The organism is Halomonas sp. MMH1-48 (genome assembly GCF_022348105.1).
In the GTDB taxonomy this organism is placed as follows: Bacteria; Pseudomonadota; Gammaproteobacteria; order Pseudomonadales; family Halomonadaceae; genus Vreelandella; species Vreelandella piezotolerans.
Genome location: NZ_JAKRFL010000024.1, coordinates 1 through 19,164 on the forward strand (window position 1 = coordinate 1; position 19,164 = coordinate 19,164).

Below are 19,164 nucleotides of genomic sequence, written 5' to 3' on the forward strand. Positions count from 1 at the left end.
CCACTCGGAACTGGACACCGCGCCGGACGGTCTGGCTGAACCCGGACCGGGAAGACCCGCTGGTTCAACGCGATCAGCGATTAGAAGCCGCCTGATTCCAGGTTCCAACAAGCTTGACAGGCATCGGAATGCCGTGAAGCCAAATGCCGCTACCATTTCCGCTGTATACGTGGTGACAGAGCTTGTCCCCAAACTATCTGCTGTTGAAAAGCAAGTTGAGAAAATGATCTGTGCTGTCGTCAATACCAGTCAGGTCCCAGCACACATCGAGCATTACACCAAGCTGCAGGCAGAATTCCAGCTCGAGCTGACCATGATTCGCATGAATCTTGAACATTTGCTGACGCGCTACCACAAAGAGTTAGAGGCGGTCGTGCAAGACCCGCGCCAAGACGTGTTGCTGCGTCTAGATGCCTTTGAAGCCACGGCGATTGAAAATGCCCAGCAGCTCTATCAGCGTGTGCAACAGTTACAGCAGAGCGGCTGACCAATTGATGACCTCCCAAGACCACGAAACCGTCATATTGAAGCTAGATGCTCTTATTCGAGAAACGCGGTTGCTGATTGAAAAAGTAGAGCAGCACGGATTAGACCAAACCCAGCCAGAAGATTACGACCAGTTACTGACTATTTTGGGAAAAGCGGTTAATCAGCAGCGCGAACATACGATTCAAATGCTCAACAAAGAGTGACACAACGTAACAGATAGTTAGCTTGCAAATTTTCTGTCCTAGGCTAATGTTTCATGCATAAAAATAAAGCTTTGCTTGGCTAACAACATGAGATATGGGCAATGGACACGCAAACCCTTTTATTGGTGCTGGCGATTGGCGCGATTTGGCTAAGTGTTACTTGTGGGTGTGTAGCACTATATCTATTTCTGGTACGTGGAAGGGCGGGGGGCGTGCCTGTTGCCCAGGGTGCGGCTGTCGTTTCCAATGATTCGCTGCCTCCCCAGTCAGCACCGGTGTTACTCAATCAACAGAGCGCCGCTTGGGAAGTTCAGGTGCTGTTTGAAGCCCCCTCCCCCGCGTTGAATGACCGCCTAGGCGTGACGCTATCATCCGCAGGCGCGGTATACGAACAGCGCAGCAAGACCTTTGCCATGACAGGGGATTCCTCGCGTACGCCGATCGTCATCGAAAACGCTGTAGGCGCTGGTCAGCTTCCCCCCTTAACCGAATCACAAGCGAGCCACCCGCCAATTAAGGGGGTGAGCATTAAAATTGTTAAAAACAGCCGTACACTGACACCTAGCAAACTTCAGCTGGCGAAATTGGTATCGCTATCTAAAAAGCTGGCGCGCTTAGGGGGCACGGTGGTGGATGCCGAACAGCAGCCGATTACTTCCGCAGGTTTTCATGCGGTGATTCAAGGGCAGGCGAGAGTATAACGCTTATATGTTTGCCTCACTTCCCTGCTATAGGGCAAAGGTCTTTTCATTACGATGATTTCCCCCTGCCCATCACTTTCCTGCTAAATTCCCAACAGGGCATCGGGCCCGACGGCGGAGAGACACGGATGGGTAAGGTTCACTTTATTGGCGGTGAGAAGGGCGGGGTGGGCAAGTCGATGACGGCGCGGGTGTTGGCGCAGTACTACATCGATCACGAACGGCCGTTTTTGGGCTTTGATTGCGACGCCTCCCACGGCACGTTTTCACGCTTTTATCAAGAGTACGCTTCGCCGGTGGTGGTAGGCGACGACGACAGCCTGGACGGCATGCTCTCGGCGGTCGAGGAGCACCCGGATCGCGATTTGATCATCGACTTGGCCGCGCAATCGGCCCAGCCCATCAATCGCTGGATCGAAGAAACCGATGTGTTCGGCCTGCTCGATGAGTTGGGTATGCAAGTCGTGTGGTGGCACGTGATGGACGATGGCGCCGATTCGGTGACGCTGCTGTCTCAGGTGTTGACGCGCTACGCATCGCAACCCGTCAACATCGTGGTGGTGCAGAACAAAGGCCGCGGCGAACATTTCGGGCGCTTTCTGCAGTCAGATACCTATACGCAAGCTCTTGACCAGGGGGTGGCGCTCATCGAGCTTCCAAGGCTGCATGCCAAGCTCACCCAAAAAATCGATTTCAATAATAGTAGCTTCTGGGCGGTGGCCAACGACCGCCGCCTGATGAACATTGCCGAGCGCCAGCGCATGAAGGTGTGGCTACGGCATGCCTATGAGCAGTTAGAGCAGGTCGTCGGCCTGGGCGGCGAGTCGATGCAGTCAACTTGAGAGATGGCTAGTTCCAAAAAATCATAAGCAGGCGGTTTATTATTTCTTTTTTGCTGGTATCTTGTCGACATTGCGCTGGTGACGGGCACCCCGACGCCAGTGCCCCTATCTCTACGAGGGGCCTAAGGCCCGATGAGGAAAACCGTATTATGAACGTAAGCCGTTTGAAAAAGACTGTGATGGCGCTCTCCTTGGGCATTGCGGGATGGGCATCCATAGCTGCCCAGGCTGACACGCTGCGTGTCGGTATGTCGGGTGGCTACTTCCCGTTCACCTATGTCGAGCAAGATGAGCTGAAGGGTTTCGAAGTCGATGTGATGAATGCAGTAGGGGAGATCACCGGCGACGAGATCGAATTCGTGACCGCGAGCTTCTCGGGCTTGGCGGGTATGCTGGAATCGGGCCGTATCGATACCATTGCCAACCAAATCACTATCACCGATGAGCGCAAAGCCAAGTATGCCTTTACCGCGCCTTATGTATACGACGGTGCCCAAGTGGTCGTACGTGCCGGTAACGACACCATCGAAGGCGTCGACGATTTGTCCGGCAAAAGCGTGGCGGTGAACCTAGGCTCTAACTACGAGCAGCTGTTGCGTGAGCAGCCGAACGCCGACGAGATCGATATCCGCACCTACGAATCCAATGTGGAGCAGGATGTCGCGCTGGGCCGTGTCGATGCCTTCGTGATGGATCGAGTGAGTGCCAGCCAGGTCATTAGTGAGCGCGGTTTGCCGCTCGCCTTGGCAGGTCAACCGTTCACCACCATCGAAAACGCGCTGCCGTTCCGTGACGACGAGGAGGGGCGGGCGCAGCGCGACCGCGTCGACGCTGCGCTGTCTGAACTGCGTGAAAACGGCACGCTGGGTGAAATCTCCCAGAAATGGTTCGATACTGACATCACGACGCCATAAGCTCGGCGAACCTCTGATGATGGCGGCCGTGGCATGACCACGGCCGTTTTGTTGATAAGCGATACGACGATGCTAAATGTGGAGTATATGTGGGGCCTGTTGCCGGTCCTGCTGAGTTATTTACCGCTGACGCTGCAGATGGCGAGCATCGCCATGGTATTTGCGTTAGTCATTGCCTGCTTGTTGGCGGTCGTGCGGGTGTTGAAGATTCCCGTATTGAACGGCGCCGCGCTGCTGTTCATTTCGTTTTTTCGCGGCACGCCCCTGTTGGTGCAACTATTTCTGTTCTACTACGGTCTGCCCCAGCTCATCGATGCGCTGATTTCCATTAATGGCGTGACCGCAGCGGTATTGGGCCTGACGCTGCACTTTTCGGCGTATATGGCGGAATCCATCCGTGCGGCCATCGTGGGTATCGACCGTAGCCAAACCGAAGCGGCGCTCTCGATAGGCATGACCCAGCCGCAGCTGATGCGGCGCATCATTCTGCCCCAAGCCACCCGCGTGGCCACGCCCACGTTGATGAACTACTTCATCGATATGATCAAGGCAACCTCGCTGGCCTTTACGCTGGGCGTGACGGAGCTGATGGGCGCCACCCAGAAAGAGGCCTCGGGCAGCTTTTTGTATCTGGAAGCTTTCCTGTTGGTGGCGATCATCTACTGGGTCGTAGTGGAAGCACTCTCTTGGGGCCAGCGCCGCTTGGAAACGTATCTGAATAAGGCGTACCAGCGATGATCACGCTTGAATCTGTCAGCAAGCAGTTTGGCCAGCAGCCGGTCTTCAGTCATGTCGATTTACACCTCGAGCAGGGTGAGATCATCGTGATCATCGGCCCATCGGGCACCGGTAAGTCGACCCTGCTGCGCTGTATCAATTTTTTAGAGCGCCCAGAGGCAGGGCATATTACCGTCGGTGATCTGCGCGTCGATGCGCGAAAGGCGAGTCGGGCGGATATTTTGGCACTGCGCCGTCGCACCGCCTTCGTGTTTCAGAATTACGGCCTGTTCGCCAATAAAACCGCGCTGGAAAACATTAGCGAAGGCATGATCGTGGTGGACAAGCTACCCAAGGCGCAGGCCCACGCTCGCGCCAGGGAGATTCTGGCGCGCATCGGTTTGGCGGATAAAGCGGATGCTTACCCTGCATCGCTCTCCGGCGGCCAGCAGCAGCGGGTGGGCATTGGCCGTGCCATGGCGGCGAATGCCGACGTCATTTTGTTCGATGAGCCGACCTCGTCGCTCGACCCCCAGTGGGTGGAGGAAGTGCTGGCTCTCATGAAGCAACTGGCGGCCGAGAAGCAAACCATGATCGTGGTCACCCACGAGATGCAATTTGCCAGAGACGTCGCCGACCGCGTGGTATTTATGGACGAAGGTCAAATCGTCGAGCAGGCCCCCCCAGAGCAGCTTTTCACCAATCCCCAAGACGAGCGCACGCGGCGCTTTTTGCGCAAGATTTTGGCACCCACGGGCCAGGCACTGCCGTAAGTGCACCATCGAAAAGCATTGACACCGGCTAGTAAGCCCGCTTTGCGCGTGATAGACTACGCCATCCTCTCAGACAAGACCCGTGAGCGGGCAGCTATAAGACTGCTCGTTACACTATATTTAGCAGTGTTGAAAACCCTGCTAAATCAATTGGTTGTTACGGAAATGTCGTGATTTGGCAACTGCCAGCCGACAAACACATAGTAAATTCGTTGCCGTTGATAGGCAGCCCTTATTCTCCAAGGAGATACCTGTGGCGAACAGCAAGCAAGCACGCAAGCGCGCCCGCCAGGCCGAGACTCGTCGCGTCCTGAAAGCCAGCCAGCGCAGCATGGTCCGCACCTACATCAAGCGTGTGATCAAAGCGATCAACACCGGCGACCATGGCAAAGCGATGGAAGAGTTCAAGGCAATGCAGCCGGTCGTTGACCGTATTGCTGACAAAGACGTTCTTTCCAAGAAGAAAGCTGCACGTCTGAAAAGCCGCTTGAACAAGCGCATTAAGGCTCTGGCGGCGTAAGCCGGCAGGCGCCATAAAAAAACCGGCTGCGGCCGGTTTTTTTGTGCCTGAACGTCGCCTCGCAGGCGATGTACGAGTCTCTATTTAGCCTCTAGTCGCCTGTAGGAAAGTACTTGATGAGCGCCAATACATCACCGCATGCCAATATGCCGCCACCCCGCCGAGGACTGATGCGTTCTGGATTGGTGGTCAGCGCCATGACCATGCTCTCCCGGGTGATGGGGTTGGTACGCGATGTGGTCGTAGCGACGTTCCTCGGGGCGGGCAATGGCTCCGATGCGTTCTTCGTGGCGTTCAAGATTCCCAATTTCCTACGCCGTCTCTTTGCTGAGGGCGCATTCAATCAAGCCTTCGTACCGGTGCTCTCGGAGTACTCTTCTCAGCGCACCAAGCAGGAGATCCGTGAGCTTTTGAACGCGGTGGCGGGCAGCCTGACGGCACTGCTAGCGCTGATCACGGCGCTGGCGATGCTGGGCGCGCCCTGGCTGGTGTGGCTGTTTGCCCCTGGCTTTGGTCGCGACCCTGACAAACTCGCGATGACCGCCGATATGCTGCGGCTGACGTTTCCGTATTTGCTGCTCATTTCGCTCACCGCGTTCTCAGGCAGCGTGCTGAACACTTGGAACCGCTTTGCAGTGCCCGCATTTACCCCAGTACTGCTGAACTTGTCGTTGATCGGTGCGGCGCTGTTTTTGATGCCCCTGATGGAAGAGCCCGCCATGGCGCTGGCGTGGGGCGTGCTGATTGCAGGGGCGGCTCAGCTTGCGTTTCAGGTGCCGTTTTTGCTGCGTTTAGGACTTTTGCCCACGCCGTGGCCCAACTTTGCCCATGACGGCGTCAAGCGTATTTTAAAACTGATGGCCCCGGCGCTGTTTGGCGTATCGGTGTCGCAGATCAATTTGCTGTTGGATACGGTGCTGGCATCGCTGTTGGCGGCGGGGAGCGTTTCGTGGCTCTACTACTCGGATCGGTTGGTAGAGCTACCGCTTGGCGTGTTTGGGGTGGCGATTGGCACCATTATCTTGCCTGCGCTTTCCAAGCGGCACGCGGAGCAGTCCACCGAGCACTTTTCCGCCATGCTGGACTGGGGGCTTCGCGTGGTGCTGCTGCTGGGCGTGCCGGCGGCATTGGCGCTGGCGGTACTGGCCGAGCCGTTTTTGATTACCCTGTTTCACTACGGGGCGATGACCGATAACGATATTCAGATGGCGGCCATGAGCCTGCGTGCCTACGCCTTCGGTTTAGTGGCCTTTATGCTGATCAAGGTGCTCGCGCCGGGTTTCTTTGCTCGCCAAGACACCAAAACGCCAGTCAAAGTAGGCATTATCGCCATGGTTGCGAACATGGTCTTCAACCTGGTGCTGATTTGGCCGCTGGCCCACGCGGGTTTGGCGCTGGCGACGGCGCTCTCGGCGTTTTTGAATGCAGGGCTGCTGGGGTACTTGCTCTATCGCCAGCAGGTGTTGGTGTTCCAGCCGGGCTGGGGGCGGTTTGGCGTACAGTTGATCGGTGGCAGCGTACTCATGAGTCTCGCGCTCCTGGTCGTCTCGCCTGACTGGCAGGCATGGCTCGACTTCGGTCTATGGCAGCGCGTGGGGTGGGTGGCGGCCTTGATCGTGTTGGGCGGCGGGCTCTACTTCATCTGGTTAACGGCGCTTGGCCTGCGGCTGCGCCACTTTAGAATGAACGGTTAAGTTAGGCGTTGGGGGGGATGATCTACTCCTGCACCTGGCCTGCGTGTTCGTTATAATCAAATGCTTTGATCACGGCCAGCGCTTTTAAAACCTAACGTTTTTAAAAACTAACGCTTTTAAAACAGGGGTGCCATGCACGTCATTCGAGGTCTGCACAATCTGACAGCGTCCCATCGTGGCTGCGTGGCGACCATTGGTAATTTCGATGGGGTGCACCGGGGGCATCAGGCGATCCTGCAGCAGTGCCGTGAGCACGCTGCGCGCCTGGGCGTTCCGCTGACCGTGGTGGTGTTCGAGCCTCAGCCCCGCGAGTTTTTTGCCGGTGATCAAGCGCCGCCTCGCCTGACACGGCTACGCGAAAAGGTGCGTCTGCTACGCGACCACGGTGCCGAGCAGGTGCTCTGTCTGCCGTTCAACGATGCGCTGCGTAGCCTGACCGGCCGTGAATTCATCGATCAAGTGCTCATCGAGGGGTTGGGTGTCAAGCACTTGGTGGTGGGGGACGACTTTCGATTTGGCTGCGACCGAAAGGGGGACTTCAGCCTGTTGGAAGCGGTCGGGCGTACCCACGGTTTTGGCGTCGAGCACACCCGCACCTTCAAGGTCGATGACGAGCGCGTGTCGAGCACCCGTGTGCGCACCCTGCTGGCCAGCGGCAACTTCGACGTAGCTGCCCGTTTGTTGGGCCGGCCCTACTCGCTGCATGGCCGCGTGGTGCGCGACCAGCAACTGGGGCGCACCATTGGCGTGCCAACCGCGAACCTACCGCTGCTGCCCCAGCCGCTGACGCTGCGTGGCGTGTTTGCGGTCGTGGCCGAGCTTGCCAGCGGTGAGCGCTATCCCGCCGTGGCGAACGTCGGCTTTCGGCCCACGGTGGGAGCCAAACGCCCCACGCTGGAAGTGCACCTGTTGGCGTTTACGGGCGATTTGTACGGCCAGCGGCTGACGGTTTACCCCTGCGCACGGCTACGGGGGGAAGTGAAGTTTGACGATTTCGAGGCACTGAAAACACAGATTCACCATGACCAAGCCAGGGCGCGCCGTTACTTTGCGGCCGTGGAGACTGGCATTGCACTCTCTCTTCCGCTGGCCTCGGCCCCGCTTGGGCGTGAGACCGCTTCTTCTGATTTCACTTCGGCGGATGACGCCGCCGATACAAACGACGGCTGACCGGACTATGGATTATAAGCATACGCTAAACTTGCCAGAAACCGACTTTCCCATGCGCGGCATGCTGCCGAAGCAGGAGCCAGGGCGCGTTTCCCAGTGGCAGGACATGAACCTGTACCAGCGCCTGCGCGACGCCCGTGCGGGTGCGCCGCTGTTCGTACTGCACGATGGCCCTCCCTACGCCAATGGCAGTATCCATATCGGTCACGCCGTTAATAAGATTCTCAAGGACATCATCGTCAAGTCCAAAAACCTGGCGGGCTTCGATGCGCCCTACGTGCCCGGCTGGGACTGCCACGGCCTGCCCATCGAGCACAAGGTGGAAACCACCCATGGCAAGCACCTGGCTGCCGATAAAGCCCGCGAGCTTTGCCGGGAGTACGCCGGTGCCCAAATCGAAACCCAGCTGGTGGATTTCGTGCGCCTGGGCATCATTGGCGACTGGAACCACCCTTATCGCTCCATGGATTACGCCAATGAAGCGGGTGAAATCCGAGCGCTGGCCGACATGGTCGACGCGGGCTACGTTTTCAAAGGTTTGAAACCGGTGAACTGGTGTTTCGACTGCGGCTCGGCGCTGGCCGAGGCGGAGGTCGAGTACGCTGACAAGAAGTCCGAGGCCATCGACGTGGCCTTCCCCGTGGAAGACGCCGACAAGCTGGCGGCGGCGTTCGGTCTGAGCGAGCTGGCCAAGCCTGCGGCGGTGGTCATCTGGACCACTACGCCTTGGACCATTCCCGCCAACCAGGCGCTGAACGTTCACCCCGACTTCACCTACGCGCTGGTCGACACCGGTGAGCGCCTGCTGCTGCTGGCCGAGGAGCTGGTCGAGAGCTGCCTAGAGCGCTTTGGTTTAAAAGGCGAGGTGGTCGCGACGACTCAGGGCAAACACCTGGACCTGATCAACTTCCGCCACCCGTTCTACGACCGTCTATCGCCGGTCTATCTGGCGGATTACGTCGAGTCTGAAGTCGGCAGTACCGGTATCGTTCACTCTGCCCCTTCTTACGGTATGGATGACTTCGTCACCTGCCGTGAGCATGGCATGAGCTTTGATGACATGCTGAATCCGGTACAGGGCAACGGCGTTTACGCCGATGACCTCCCGTTCTTCGGCGGCCAGATGATCTGGAAAGCCAACCCGAACATCATCGAGAAGCTGCGTGACGTGAACGCGCTGATGGCCCATACGCCGATCACCCACAGCTACATGCATTGCTGGCGCCACAAAACGCCGGTGATCTACCGCGCCACGGCCCAGTGGTTCGTTGGCATGGATATCAAAGGCAAAGATGGCAAGACTCTGCGCGAGCGCGCGCTGGCCGGTATCGAGGCCACCGAGTTTACCCCGGCCTGGGGTCAGGCGCGCCTGCACAGCATGATCGCCAACCGCCCAGATTGGTGTATCTCTCGCCAGCGTAACTGGGGCGTGCCGATTCCGTTCTTCCTGCATAAGCAAACCGGTGAGCTACACCCGAACACCGTGTCGCTGATGGAAGAAGCCGCCAAACGCGTGGAACAGCAGGGCATCGAGGCATGGTTCAAGCTCGACCCCGCCGAGCTGCTCGGCGCAGAGGCGTCGGATTACGAGAAAGTCACCGACACGCTGGACGTATGGTTCGACTCGGGCACTACCCACCGTCATGTGCTGCGCGGCTCGCACCCCCACGGTCATGAAAGCGGCCCGCGGGCAGATTTATACCTGGAAGGTAGCGACCAGCACCGCGGTTGGTTCCACTCGTCGCTGCTCACCGGTGCAGCGATCGATGGTCATGCCCCGTATCGCCAGCTGCTGACCCACGGCTTCACGGTGGATGCCCAGGGCCGCAAGATGTCCAAATCCATTGGTAACGTGGTCGCGCCGCAAAGCGTGATGGATAAGCTGGGGGCCGATATCTTGCGCCTATGGGTAGCGTCGACCGACTACTCCGGTGAAATGGCCGTTTCGGATGAAATCCTCAAGCGCACCGCCGATGTCTATCGCCGTATCCGTAACACTGCCCGCTTCCTGCTGTCCAACTTGAACGGGTTCGATCCCACGCGGGATCAAGTCGCGTTTGGCGATATGCTGGCGCTGGACCAGTGGGTGGTGGACCGTGCCGCACAGCTTCAAGGCCGCATCGAAACCGCCTATGAGGAGTACCGCTTCCTGGATGTGTATCAGCAGGTGCACGGCTTTTGCGCCCGGGAGCTAGGCGGCTTCTACCTGGACGTGATCAAGGATCGCCAGTACACCACCCAAACCGACTCGCTGGCCCGCCGCAGCGCGCAAACCGCGCTCTATCACGTGGTGGAAGCGCTGAGTCGCTGGGTGGCGCCGATTCTGTCCTTTACCGCCGAAGAGATTTTCGAGCATATCCCCGGCGAGCGTGGCGATAGCGTGCTGCTGGAGACCTACTACACTGGCCTCTCCACGCTGGACGAGGGTGCCGAAATGGGCCGGGCGTTCTGGGAGCAGGTGCTGGAAGTGAAGCACTCGGTGAACAAGTGCCTGGAAGACGCGCGTAATGCCAAAGTGATCAAGGGCAGCCTGGCGGCCGACGTGACGCTGTTCGTCAATGAGGAGCTGCACGCAACGTTAACCAAGCTTGGCGACGAGTTGCGCTTCGTGATGCTCACTAGTGAAGTGCATTTAGCGCCGCTCGCAAAGGCCGCCCATGCCGAAAGCACCGAGCTTGCTGGTCTGAAGGTCGCGGTGAGTGCCAGTGAGCACGCCAAGTGTGAGCGCTGCTGGCATCATCGGGCGGACGTAGGCAGCATTGCCGAGCATCCTGACCTGTGCGGCCGCTGCGTGAGTAATTTACCCGACGGTAGCGGTGAGATTCGTCATTATGCCTAACGCCTCTTCAGCGAACGATCTACACTCCCAGCGGCCGCCCATGCGGCGGCCGCTGCGCTGGTTGTGGCTCGCCGTCGCGATCATCGTAGTGGACTTGGCCACCAAGTACGCCGCTAGCCATTTCCTGAACTATGCTCAGCCGGTCGAGGTGCTGCCATTTTTCAACCTCACGTTGCTGCATAATACGGGGGCGGCGTTTAGCTTTTTAGCCGAGCATCCCGGCTGGCAGCGCTGGTTCTTTGCGGCGATTGCCATCGGTGCCAGTATCGGTCTCACCGTGTGGCTATCTCGGGTGCGCGCCGATGAGACGCTGTTGGCCATCGCGCTGCCGCTGATCATCGGAGGCGCGTTGGGCAATTTGTACGACCGCTTGATCCACGGCTATGTGGTGGATTTTCTCTCCTTCCATGCGGCGGGCTGGTACTACCCTGCCTTTAACGTGGCGGATATCGGCATTACCCTAGGGGCCGTGGGCTTGATTTGGGAGTCGGTCATGGGTGAGCGTCGGCGTAAGAAAGCCGCGCAGTCATCCTCTTCTTAACATCAATGAGTGAGGCACCATGGACTACCTAATTGACGATGGGATGGAAATCACCCTGCATTTTACCCTGAAGCTGGAAGATGGCACGGTCGTCGATTCCACCAAAGAGAAAGCGCCAGCGACGTTCCAATTTGGCGATGGCAATCTGCCGCCCGGCTTCGAGCATCCCATCAAAGGCATGGCCGCAGGCCAGAACGGCTCGTTCGATATCACGCCAGAGCATGCGTTTGGCCAACACAATCCGCAGAACATTCAAACGCTGAAGCGGGAAGACTTTGGTGACGAATCGCCTGAGATCGGCATGGTGATGTCGTTTGCCGACAAAGCGGGAACGGAATTGCCTGGCGTGGTCAAAGCCATTGATGGTGACCGCGTCGAGGTCGACTTCAACCATCCGCTGGCGGGGCGTACATTGACATTCGATGTCGAAGTGCTCGACGTCACGCCGATCACCAAACACTAATTTCCTGAGCGATGCAGGTTGCATCAAGGCGCTTTTATGCAGTCATCAGAGTCATCTCAGCCCGTACAGATCAAGCTAGCCAACCCGCGCGGGTTTTGTGCGGGCGTCGACCGCGCGATCGATATCGTCAACCGTGCGCTGGATGTCTTCGGTCCGCCGATTTACGTGCGTCATGAGGTGGTGCACAACCGCTTCGTGGTGGAAACCTTACGTGAACGCGGCGCGGTCTTCGTGGAAGAGCTTCACGAAGTGCCCGACGATGTGATCGTCATCTTCTCCGCCCACGGCGTTTCCCGCGCGGTGCAGCAAGACGCAGAGCAGCGTGGCCTAAAGGTGTTCGATGCCACCTGCCCGCTGGTCACCAAAGTGCATATGGAAGTGCTGCGCTACGCCAAGCGCGGCCAGGAGTGCATTTTGATTGGCCATGAAGGCCACCCGGAAGTCGAAGGCACCATGGGGCGCTACGACACCTCCCATGGCGGCAAGATTTACTTGGTCGAAGACGAGCAGGATGTGGCCAGCTTAGTCGTGAACGACCCCTCGGCACTGGCGTTCGTGACGCAAACCACACTCTCCATGGACGACACCGCCAAGGTGATTGACGCGCTACGGGAAAAATTTCCCGACATCCAGGGGCCGCGTAAGGACGATATCTGCTACGCCACCCAAAACCGTCAGGACGCGGTGCGTGAGTTGGCGGCGGATAGCGACCTAGTCTTGGTGGTCGGCAGCCCCAACAGTTCGAATTCCAACCGGCTGCGTGAGCTTTCCGAGCGAATGGGCACTCCTGCCTATTTGATCGATAACGCTGAGCAAATTGATGCGACTTGGCTCGATGGCGTCAAGCGTATTGGCGTCACTGCCGGGGCGAGCGCCCCTGAAGTGCTCGTCAAAGGCGTCATTGATAAGTTGCAGACACTGGGCGCGGAAGCCCCTGTCGAACTGCAGGGGCGTGAAGAGACGATTACGTTCTCGATGCCAAGAGAGCTGCGTGAACGAGTGATCGTCAGCGAGTAACGCGCTTTACAAGATGAGTGTGCTGAAGCGCTCATCGGTGAACTTGCGTGAGTGAATAGACGTCAGCGAGTGATGCAAAGCGTATCGGTTTCCGACATACTCGAAGTATGGTTTAACCGATACAGGAGCTGACTCGGTGCCTAGCCCTTCATTTTCCCTTGCTGGCGAGCAGGAGACTCACCAGCAAGGTTTTACCCTCATCGAAATGCTGATTGCCGTGGCCATCATTGGCATCGTCGCAGGTATCGCCTATCCCAGTTACACACGCTATGTAGAACGCTCGCTTCGCACTGATGCGCATGCGGGGCTGCTGCAAGCCGCTTCTGAAATGGAGCGCTGCTACTCTCGTCAATACAACTACACCGGCTGTGCCATCACCACGACGTCGCCTGATGGCAACTACACCCTTTCTGTCGCGGCAGGGGGGGAGAGAGACGGCGGTTTTCTTCTCACTGCGACCACCCCTCAGGCCGATGGCTGTCATGGCGATATTCAACTCAATGCGCGCGGCGAGCGCACGCCGGTAGTCTGTTGGTAATGCAGACGCGCCAGCGAGGACTCTCTATGGTGGAAGCGCTGGTCGCGCTCGTCATTTTGTCAGTGGGAGTGCTCAGTGTGGCTGCAATGCAGCTGAAATCGATGCAAAGCGCTCACAGTGGTTATCAACGGTCGCTGGCCTCCGTGGCTGCATTGGACGCGCAAGAGCGTGTGTGGGCCGCCATCTCTCATATAGAAGCGTGCCAAGACGTACCGGTCGCCTCGATTGAAAACGCGTGGCGTGACGCCTGGTTTCTGGCGAAGGGGGCTCCTCTACGACATAGCGTGAATCCGGGCCAAAGTGGGATTGCCCGGTCGGGCTGCCAGTTCGATGTCACGGTGCAACTCGATACGCCCCAGGATGAGAACGGGGGCAGAATGGAGTATCGGTTCTTATTACCGCTTTGAAGTAAGGGTCAAGGAGTCTCTGTGCTAAAGGAAAGGCAGCGCGGTTTTACCCTAACGGAAGTCATGGTAGCGATGGCGATAGGGCTAGTCATCGTATTAGGGGCAGGGCAGCTATTTCTAGGCACGCTGAAAACCCATCGCCATGTCGATATGCTGAGTCGCCAGCAGGAAGCACTGATTTTTGCAGTGACGACGATGACACAAACCCTGCGACGGCAGGGGCCTTATGATGCGTCGGGGCAGGCGTTTTATCATTTACGTTGCCAGAGCGTCGCCAAAGAGTGCCGCTGTACGTTGCAAGACATGTCGCGCGCTCAACCCATGGTCAATTTTGCCACCCCCTCGACGAGTACGTGCGAACGCGATGTACCGTTGGGAAGCCAAACGGCTGACGGCGCCGATAGCCTCGTGTCATTGCCATTAGGCCCCGGCGGCAGCGAATTGCGTTTTCATGTAACGCACCGTGCCAGTCTACTAGCACCCCAAGGGGAATAACCATGGAGAAGAGCGGAGTGAAGCAACAGCAGGGCGCGGCTTTGGTCATCGTCATGGTACTGCTGGCCAGCGCGTTGGTCATGGCGCTCGTCAGTATGCAAACGGCACTGATCGACGAGCGCTTGGCAGGTAACTTTCGTGCATCGATACAAGCGCAAATGCGATCTGAAACGGCGGCGTCAGAAGCCTTGGCCCGTTGGGAGGAACTCGATTGGCAGGGCGCTCCACTGCTAGATGCGCCCGAGACGGCACGTTTTGAGGAGTATGGCACGCACGCCAAAGTATCGACATCGCATCACTGTCCCCAGCACAGCTGTTTCTATATGCCGGTCATTTACCATAGCGAGCGATGGGTCATGGCCATGGGAGCCACCTTCGAAGGGAGCGGGGCGGTGATCGCACAAAGTGCGCCGCTGCTCATTCGCCGCGAAAACCCTCATGAAGTAGGAGCAGAGGCAGCGGTGGTTTGGCAATAAGCGTACAATAGCGTATCGTTTTTGACCTTCATTCAGTTGGATTCAGATCATGAGTCAGACAGCCAAAACCCGCGTGCTGACCGGGATTACCACGACCGGAACGCCGCACCTTGGTAACTACGTGGGCGCTATCAAGCCTGCCATCGAAGCAAGCCAAGACCCGAGCGTGCAGTCGTTCTATTTTCTCGCTGACTATCACGCGCTGATCAAGTGCCAAGAGCCCAAGCGTGTGCAAGCGTCGCGTTTAGAGATTGCGGCCACGTGGCTGGCGCTGGGTCTGGATACCGACAACGCCATTTTCTACCGTCAGTCGGATATCCATGAGATTCCTGAGCTGATGTGGATGCTCTCCTGTGTCTGCGCGAAAGGGTTGATGAACCGTGCTCACGCGTATAAGGCCGCCGTGGCCGAGAACGAAGAAGCGGGCGACCAAGACCCCGATAAAGGGATCACCATGGGGCTGTTTGGCTACCCGGTGCTGATGGCCGCCGACATACTGATGTTCAACGCCAACAAGGTGCCGGTAGGGCGCGATCAGATTCAGCACATTGAAATGGCGAGAGACATCGCGGGTCGCTTCAATCACCTTTTCAAAGGTCAGTACTTCACTCAGCCAGAAGCGGTGGTGAGCGAAAAGGCCGAGGTATTGAAGGGCTTGGATGGTCGCAAAATGTCCAAGAGCTACAACAATACGATCCCGCTGTTCGTTAGCGAAAAAAAGCTGCAAAAGCTGGTGCGAAAAATCAAAACCAACTCGCTCGAGCCGGGTGAGCCGAAAGATCCTGATACCTGCACGCTGTTCCAGATTTACGCTGCTTTCGCCAGCGATGCTGAGACGGCGAATATGCGCGAGCAATACGCTGAAGGCATTGGCTGGGGGGAGGCGAAAGACCGAGTGTTCGATTACCTCAACGCGCATCTCAGCGAGCCAAGGGAGCGCTATAATGCATTGATGGAAGATCCCGGACATATCGAAGCCGTACTTCAAAAAGGCGCCGAGCGTGCCAGAGAAGAGGCGACGGTCACGATGGACCGGTTACGTTCTGCGGTTGGCTTGGGGCGGTTCGTTTAATATTCTTTAAAAGCATAAGTTCTGCCCAATTAAGAATTTTCAGCATTCTACGGCCAGCGCTAGGATGATAATTACTGTATAAGTACTATTGCTCAAAAGCGATAGTTCAATAATTTATGCTCAAAATTAGCCAAGCGCCTCGCTATTGCAGGCGCTTTTGGCGTTACTTATAGGTGAATTATGGCAACGACCTCAACGTCGGCACCGATCGATTATCGCGTGCCTCTTTTAGCGACGGCGGCCATTGTGCTGAGTTCGCTGGTCATTGGCGTGGTGTTCAGCGCTAATATCGGCTTGCTGATGATCGTGGGCGGGCTGCTGGGCATGGTGCTTTACCATGCGGCGTTTGGTTTTACGGCCGCGTGGCGGGTCTTCATTACCGAACGCCGTGGTCGTGGGCTGCGGGCGCAAATGATCATGCTGGCGATTGCGGTGGTGCTGTTCTTACCGGCGCTCGGCGCGGGCAGCCTGTTTGGTACCGAGGTGAGTGGCTTCGTTGCCCCCATTGGTCTGTCAGTGCTGGTCGGTGCCTTTCTGTTCGGGGTAGGTATGCAGCTAGGCGGCGGCTGTGCCTCTGGCACGCTCTTCACCGCAGGCGGTGGTAACGCGCGCATGCTGATTACCCTGGTGTTCTTCATTGTCGGCTCGGTGATTGGCACCGCTCACTTTGCGTGGTGGCAAAGCCTGCCTGCTTTCCAACCGGTATCGCTGGTCAATGTCGCTGGTGTAGGGGGAGGCATCGGCATTAGCTTGGTGCTGTTTGCCGCGATTGCTGCGTTCACAATGATGATGGAAAAGCGCCGCCATGGCCATTTGGAGCAGGCACCGGTAGTGGATAAACCGGGTAGTGAGCGTTGGTTGTCGGGTCCTTGGCCGCTGGTAGCCGGCGCGGTGGCGCTGGCACTGCTGAATTTTGCCACGCTGGCATTGGCGGGGCGTCCGTGGGGGATCACCTCCGCGTTTGCGCTATGGGGCGCCAAGAGCTTTGAGCTAGTCGCTGGCGATGTGAGCCAGTGGGGCTATTGGCAATCGCCTGGCAATGCCGCCGCGCTGGAAGCCAGCGTATGGAGCGACATTACCACGGTGATGAACGTCGGCATTATGCTTGGCGCCTTGGCCGCCGCGAGCTTGGCAGGGCGTTTTGCACCCAACTTCTGCATTCCACTGAAATCGGTACTGGCCGCGGTGATCGGTGGAATCATGCTGGGTTACGGCGCCCGCTTGGCCTTTGGCTGTAACATCGGCGCTTACTTCAGCGGTATTGCCTCTGGCAGCCTCCACGGCTGGGTATGGATGGTGGCGGCGTTCGCCGGGAATATGGTGGGTGTTAAGCTGCGCCCGTTCTTCTTTGATGGGGAATCGGGACGTCGACCCGTCGCCAAAAGCTGTTAGAAGAATGACATTAGTGGCGTCTAGAAAACGTCTCGGCAATACTGAGGCGTTTTTTTTATGCCCTTTATTTATGTCTCTTCCACCTTTGTCGTACTAGCATGTTACATTACGCTCAAACGCCGCCAACGCCCAGCGTTGCTGCATTGCAACAGCAATTGACATAAAAAGAGAGTGCCTATGTCTACGACGAGTAAACGCCCCTTATACATTCCTTACGCCGGTCCTTCTTTACTTGAAATGCCGCTATTGAACAAAGGCAGCGCGTTTACTCAAGAGGAGCGGTTGGCGTTTAACTTGATAGGGCTACTACCCCAAAAAGTCGAAACCATCGACGACCAACTGGAGCGTGTGTACCGTCAGTACCAGCAGTGCCATAGCGATCTCGAACGCCATATCCATCTACGCGCCATTCAAGACGATAACGAAACGCTCTATTTCCGGCTGGTGTCAGAGCACCTGGAGGAAATGCTGCCGATTATCTATACGCCGACGGTGGGGCAGGCGTGTCAGGAGTTTTCCAATATTTATCGCAATCACCGGGGGCTATTCATTAGCTACCCCGATCGCGAGCATATGGATGACATTCTGCGCAGTGCTACCAAAGATAACGTCAAAGTGATCGTCGTCACCGATGGCGAGCGTATTTTGGGCCTGGGGGACCAGGGCATCGGCGGCATGGGTATTCCGATTGGGAAGCTCGCGCTCTACACCGCCTGTGGCGGGATTAGTCCGGCCTATACGCTGCCCATCATGATCGATGTAGGAACGAACAATAAGGCGCTGCTGGATGACCCGATGTACATGGGCTGGCGTCATGAGCGGGTGAGTCAGGAAGAGTACGATGCCTTCATGGCGGAATTCATTTGTGCCGTGAAGCGTCGCTGGCCGAACGTGCTACTGCAGTTTGAGGACTTCGCTCAGGCTAACGCCGTACCGCTGCTAGAGCGCTATCGTAACGAACTGTGCTGCTTTAACGATGATGTGCAGGGTACGGCGTCTGTGGTGGTCGGTACGCTCATGGCGGCTTGCCAAGCCCGTGAAGAGACGATTGCCCAGCAGCGTGTGGTTTTCGTGGGCGGCGGCTCTGCTGGCTGTGGTATTGCCGAGCAGGTGGTCGTGGCCATGGAAGCCGAAGGTCTGACCGAAGCCGAAGCACGGGCACGTATCTTCATCGTCGACCGTGAAGGGCTCATGACCACGGATCAGTCGTGGCAGCGGGATTTTCAGCGTCGCTTAGCTCATGACCCTGCCCTGGTCGCAGAGTGGAATGGCCAAGGGCTTGAAGAGACCATTGCCAACATCAAGCCAACGATTCTGATTGGTGTCTGCGGTCAGCGCGGTATCTTCACCGAACAAGTCGTTCGGACCATGCACGCAGGCTGCGAGCATCCGGTCATCATGCCGCTCTCCAACCCCACCTCGCAGGCTGAAGCGGTACCAGAAGACGTGATTCGTTGGACCGATGGCCAAGCGTTAGTCGCGACCGGTAGCCCGTTTGCCCCCGTAGTGTATAACGGCCGCACCTATCCGATTGCCCAGTGCAACAATGCTTATATCTTCCCCGGCATTGGCTTGGGTGTGATTGCCGCGAACGCCAACCGGGTCACCGATGAGATGCTGATGAGCGCCTCAAGGGCGCTGGCGCGTGAAGCACCGCTCGTGAAAGAGGGTAAAGGCGCGCTGCTGCCGCCGCTGTCGCGCATCCGTGACATTAGCAAATCGATAGCCTTTGAGGTGGCGGCACAGGCGCAGCAAAACGGTGTCGCGTTGAAAACCAGCGGTACCGCGCTGCGCGAGCGTATCGAGTCTGCGTGCTGGTCGCCGGAGTATCGTTTCTATCGCCGCCGCGCCTTCTAATCTCGGCACCCGAGCAAAAAAAAGCCCCCACCGAGGTGGGGGCG

21 protein-coding genes are annotated in these 19,164 nt (G+C 57.6%); all 21 read left to right on the forward strand.

What is annotated here, in order from left to right:
* Positions 1–223 precede the first annotated feature (223 nt).
* The 21 genes from MHM37_RS15515 to MHM37_RS15615 all read left to right on the forward strand — a co-directional run bounded on the left by MHM37_RS15515 (position 224) and on the right by MHM37_RS15615 (position 19,120).
* Entirely contained in the window at positions 224–487 is a 264-nt protein-coding gene (locus MHM37_RS15515; RefSeq protein ID WP_239297285.1) for a hypothetical protein, read from the forward strand.
* A gap of 7 nt (positions 488–494) precedes the next feature.
* On the forward strand, positions 495–692 hold the full coding sequence (locus MHM37_RS15520) for a hypothetical protein (protein WP_239297283.1): 198 nt from the start codon (positions 495–497) through the stop codon (positions 690–692).
* Positions 693–793: 101 nt separating this feature from the next.
* Positions 794–1,393: a hypothetical protein gene (locus tag MHM37_RS15525; protein ID WP_239297281.1), complete on the forward strand. Its 600-nt coding sequence runs from the start codon at positions 794–796 to the stop codon at positions 1,391–1,393.
* A 128-nt stretch (positions 1,394–1,521) separates the two neighbouring features.
* Positions 1,522–2,235, forward strand: coding sequence for a mobilization protein (locus MHM37_RS15530; RefSeq protein WP_239297279.1), 714 nt, complete (start codon positions 1,522–1,524; stop codon positions 2,233–2,235).
* A 149-nt stretch (positions 2,236–2,384) separates the two neighbouring features.
* Positions 2,385–3,149 (forward strand): amino acid ABC transporter substrate-binding protein, encoded by a 765-nt coding sequence (locus tag MHM37_RS15535; RefSeq protein ID WP_239297277.1) that lies wholly within the window; start codon positions 2,385–2,387, stop codon positions 3,147–3,149.
* Between the two features lie 69 nt (positions 3,150–3,218).
* On the forward strand, positions 3,219–3,887 hold the full coding sequence (locus MHM37_RS15540; protein WP_139526218.1) for an amino acid ABC transporter permease: 669 nt from the start codon (positions 3,219–3,221) through the stop codon (positions 3,885–3,887).
* Positions 3,884–4,639: an amino acid ABC transporter ATP-binding protein gene (locus MHM37_RS15545; protein ID WP_219861820.1), complete on the forward strand. Its 756-nt coding sequence runs from the start codon at positions 3,884–3,886 to the stop codon at positions 4,637–4,639. The genes MHM37_RS15540 and MHM37_RS15545 overlap by 4 nt, the downstream gene beginning before the upstream one ends.
* Before the next feature lie 253 nt (positions 4,640–4,892).
* A complete protein-coding gene (rpsT, locus tag MHM37_RS15550) occupies positions 4,893–5,159 on the forward strand; it encodes a 30S ribosomal protein S20 (protein WP_083024671.1) in 267 nt (88 codons plus the stop codon).
* A 116-nt stretch (positions 5,160–5,275) separates the two neighbouring features.
* A complete protein-coding gene (murJ, locus tag MHM37_RS15555) occupies positions 5,276–6,853 on the forward strand; it encodes a murein biosynthesis integral membrane protein MurJ (RefSeq protein WP_239297275.1) in 1,578 nt (525 codons plus the stop codon).
* Between the two features lie 132 nt (positions 6,854–6,985).
* Complete coding sequence (ribF, locus tag MHM37_RS15560) at positions 6,986–8,023, forward strand: bifunctional riboflavin kinase/FAD synthetase (RefSeq protein ID WP_219861816.1); 1,038 nt, start codon at positions 6,986–6,988, stop codon at positions 8,021–8,023.
* A 7-nt stretch (positions 8,024–8,030) separates the two neighbouring features.
* A complete protein-coding gene (ileS, locus tag MHM37_RS15565) occupies positions 8,031–10,862 on the forward strand; it encodes an isoleucine--tRNA ligase (RefSeq protein WP_239297272.1) in 2,832 nt (943 codons plus the stop codon).
* Positions 10,855–11,403: a signal peptidase II gene (lspA, locus tag MHM37_RS15570; RefSeq protein WP_139525728.1), complete on the forward strand. Its 549-nt coding sequence runs from the start codon at positions 10,855–10,857 to the stop codon at positions 11,401–11,403. Before ileS ends, lspA begins: the two co-directional genes overlap by 8 nt.
* Before the next feature lie 19 nt (positions 11,404–11,422).
* A complete protein-coding gene (gene fkpB / locus MHM37_RS15575) occupies positions 11,423–11,866 on the forward strand; it encodes an FKBP-type peptidyl-prolyl cis-trans isomerase (RefSeq protein ID WP_139525727.1) in 444 nt (147 codons plus the stop codon).
* Positions 11,867–11,902: 36 nt separating this feature from the next.
* Positions 11,903–12,883 carry a 4-hydroxy-3-methylbut-2-enyl diphosphate reductase gene (ispH, locus tag MHM37_RS15580; RefSeq protein ID WP_239297270.1) on the forward strand — a complete coding sequence of 327 codons (981 nt, stop codon included), beginning with the start codon at positions 11,903–11,905 and terminating at the stop codon, positions 12,881–12,883.
* A gap of 136 nt (positions 12,884–13,019) precedes the next feature.
* Entirely contained in the window at positions 13,020–13,421 is a 402-nt protein-coding gene (locus MHM37_RS15585; protein WP_289073317.1) for a type IV pilin protein, read from the forward strand.
* Entirely contained in the window at positions 13,421–13,828 is a 408-nt protein-coding gene (gene pilV / locus MHM37_RS15590) for a type IV pilus modification protein PilV (RefSeq protein WP_153843093.1), read from the forward strand. The genes MHM37_RS15585 and pilV overlap by 1 nt, the downstream gene beginning before the upstream one ends.
* Before the next feature lie 21 nt (positions 13,829–13,849).
* Positions 13,850–14,323: a prepilin-type N-terminal cleavage/methylation domain-containing protein gene (locus MHM37_RS15595; protein WP_231125590.1), complete on the forward strand. Its 474-nt coding sequence runs from the start codon at positions 13,850–13,852 to the stop codon at positions 14,321–14,323.
* 2 nt (positions 14,324–14,325) lie between these two features.
* Positions 14,326–14,799, forward strand: a complete 474-nt coding sequence (locus MHM37_RS15600; RefSeq protein WP_239297267.1) for a PilX N-terminal domain-containing pilus assembly protein — start codon at positions 14,326–14,328, stop codon at positions 14,797–14,799.
* A 49-nt stretch (positions 14,800–14,848) separates the two neighbouring features.
* Positions 14,849–15,871, forward strand: a complete 1,023-nt coding sequence (locus MHM37_RS15605) for a tryptophan--tRNA ligase (RefSeq protein WP_139525723.1) — start codon at positions 14,849–14,851, stop codon at positions 15,869–15,871.
* Positions 15,872–16,051: 180 nt separating this feature from the next.
* Positions 16,052–17,263, forward strand: coding sequence for a YeeE/YedE family protein (locus MHM37_RS15610; protein ID WP_239285557.1), 1,212 nt, complete (start codon positions 16,052–16,054; stop codon positions 17,261–17,263).
* Between the two features lie 177 nt (positions 17,264–17,440).
* On the forward strand, positions 17,441–19,120 hold the full coding sequence (locus MHM37_RS15615; RefSeq protein ID WP_239285555.1) for an NAD-dependent malic enzyme: 1,680 nt from the start codon (positions 17,441–17,443) through the stop codon (positions 19,118–19,120).
* Positions 19,121–19,164: the final 44 nt, after the last annotated feature.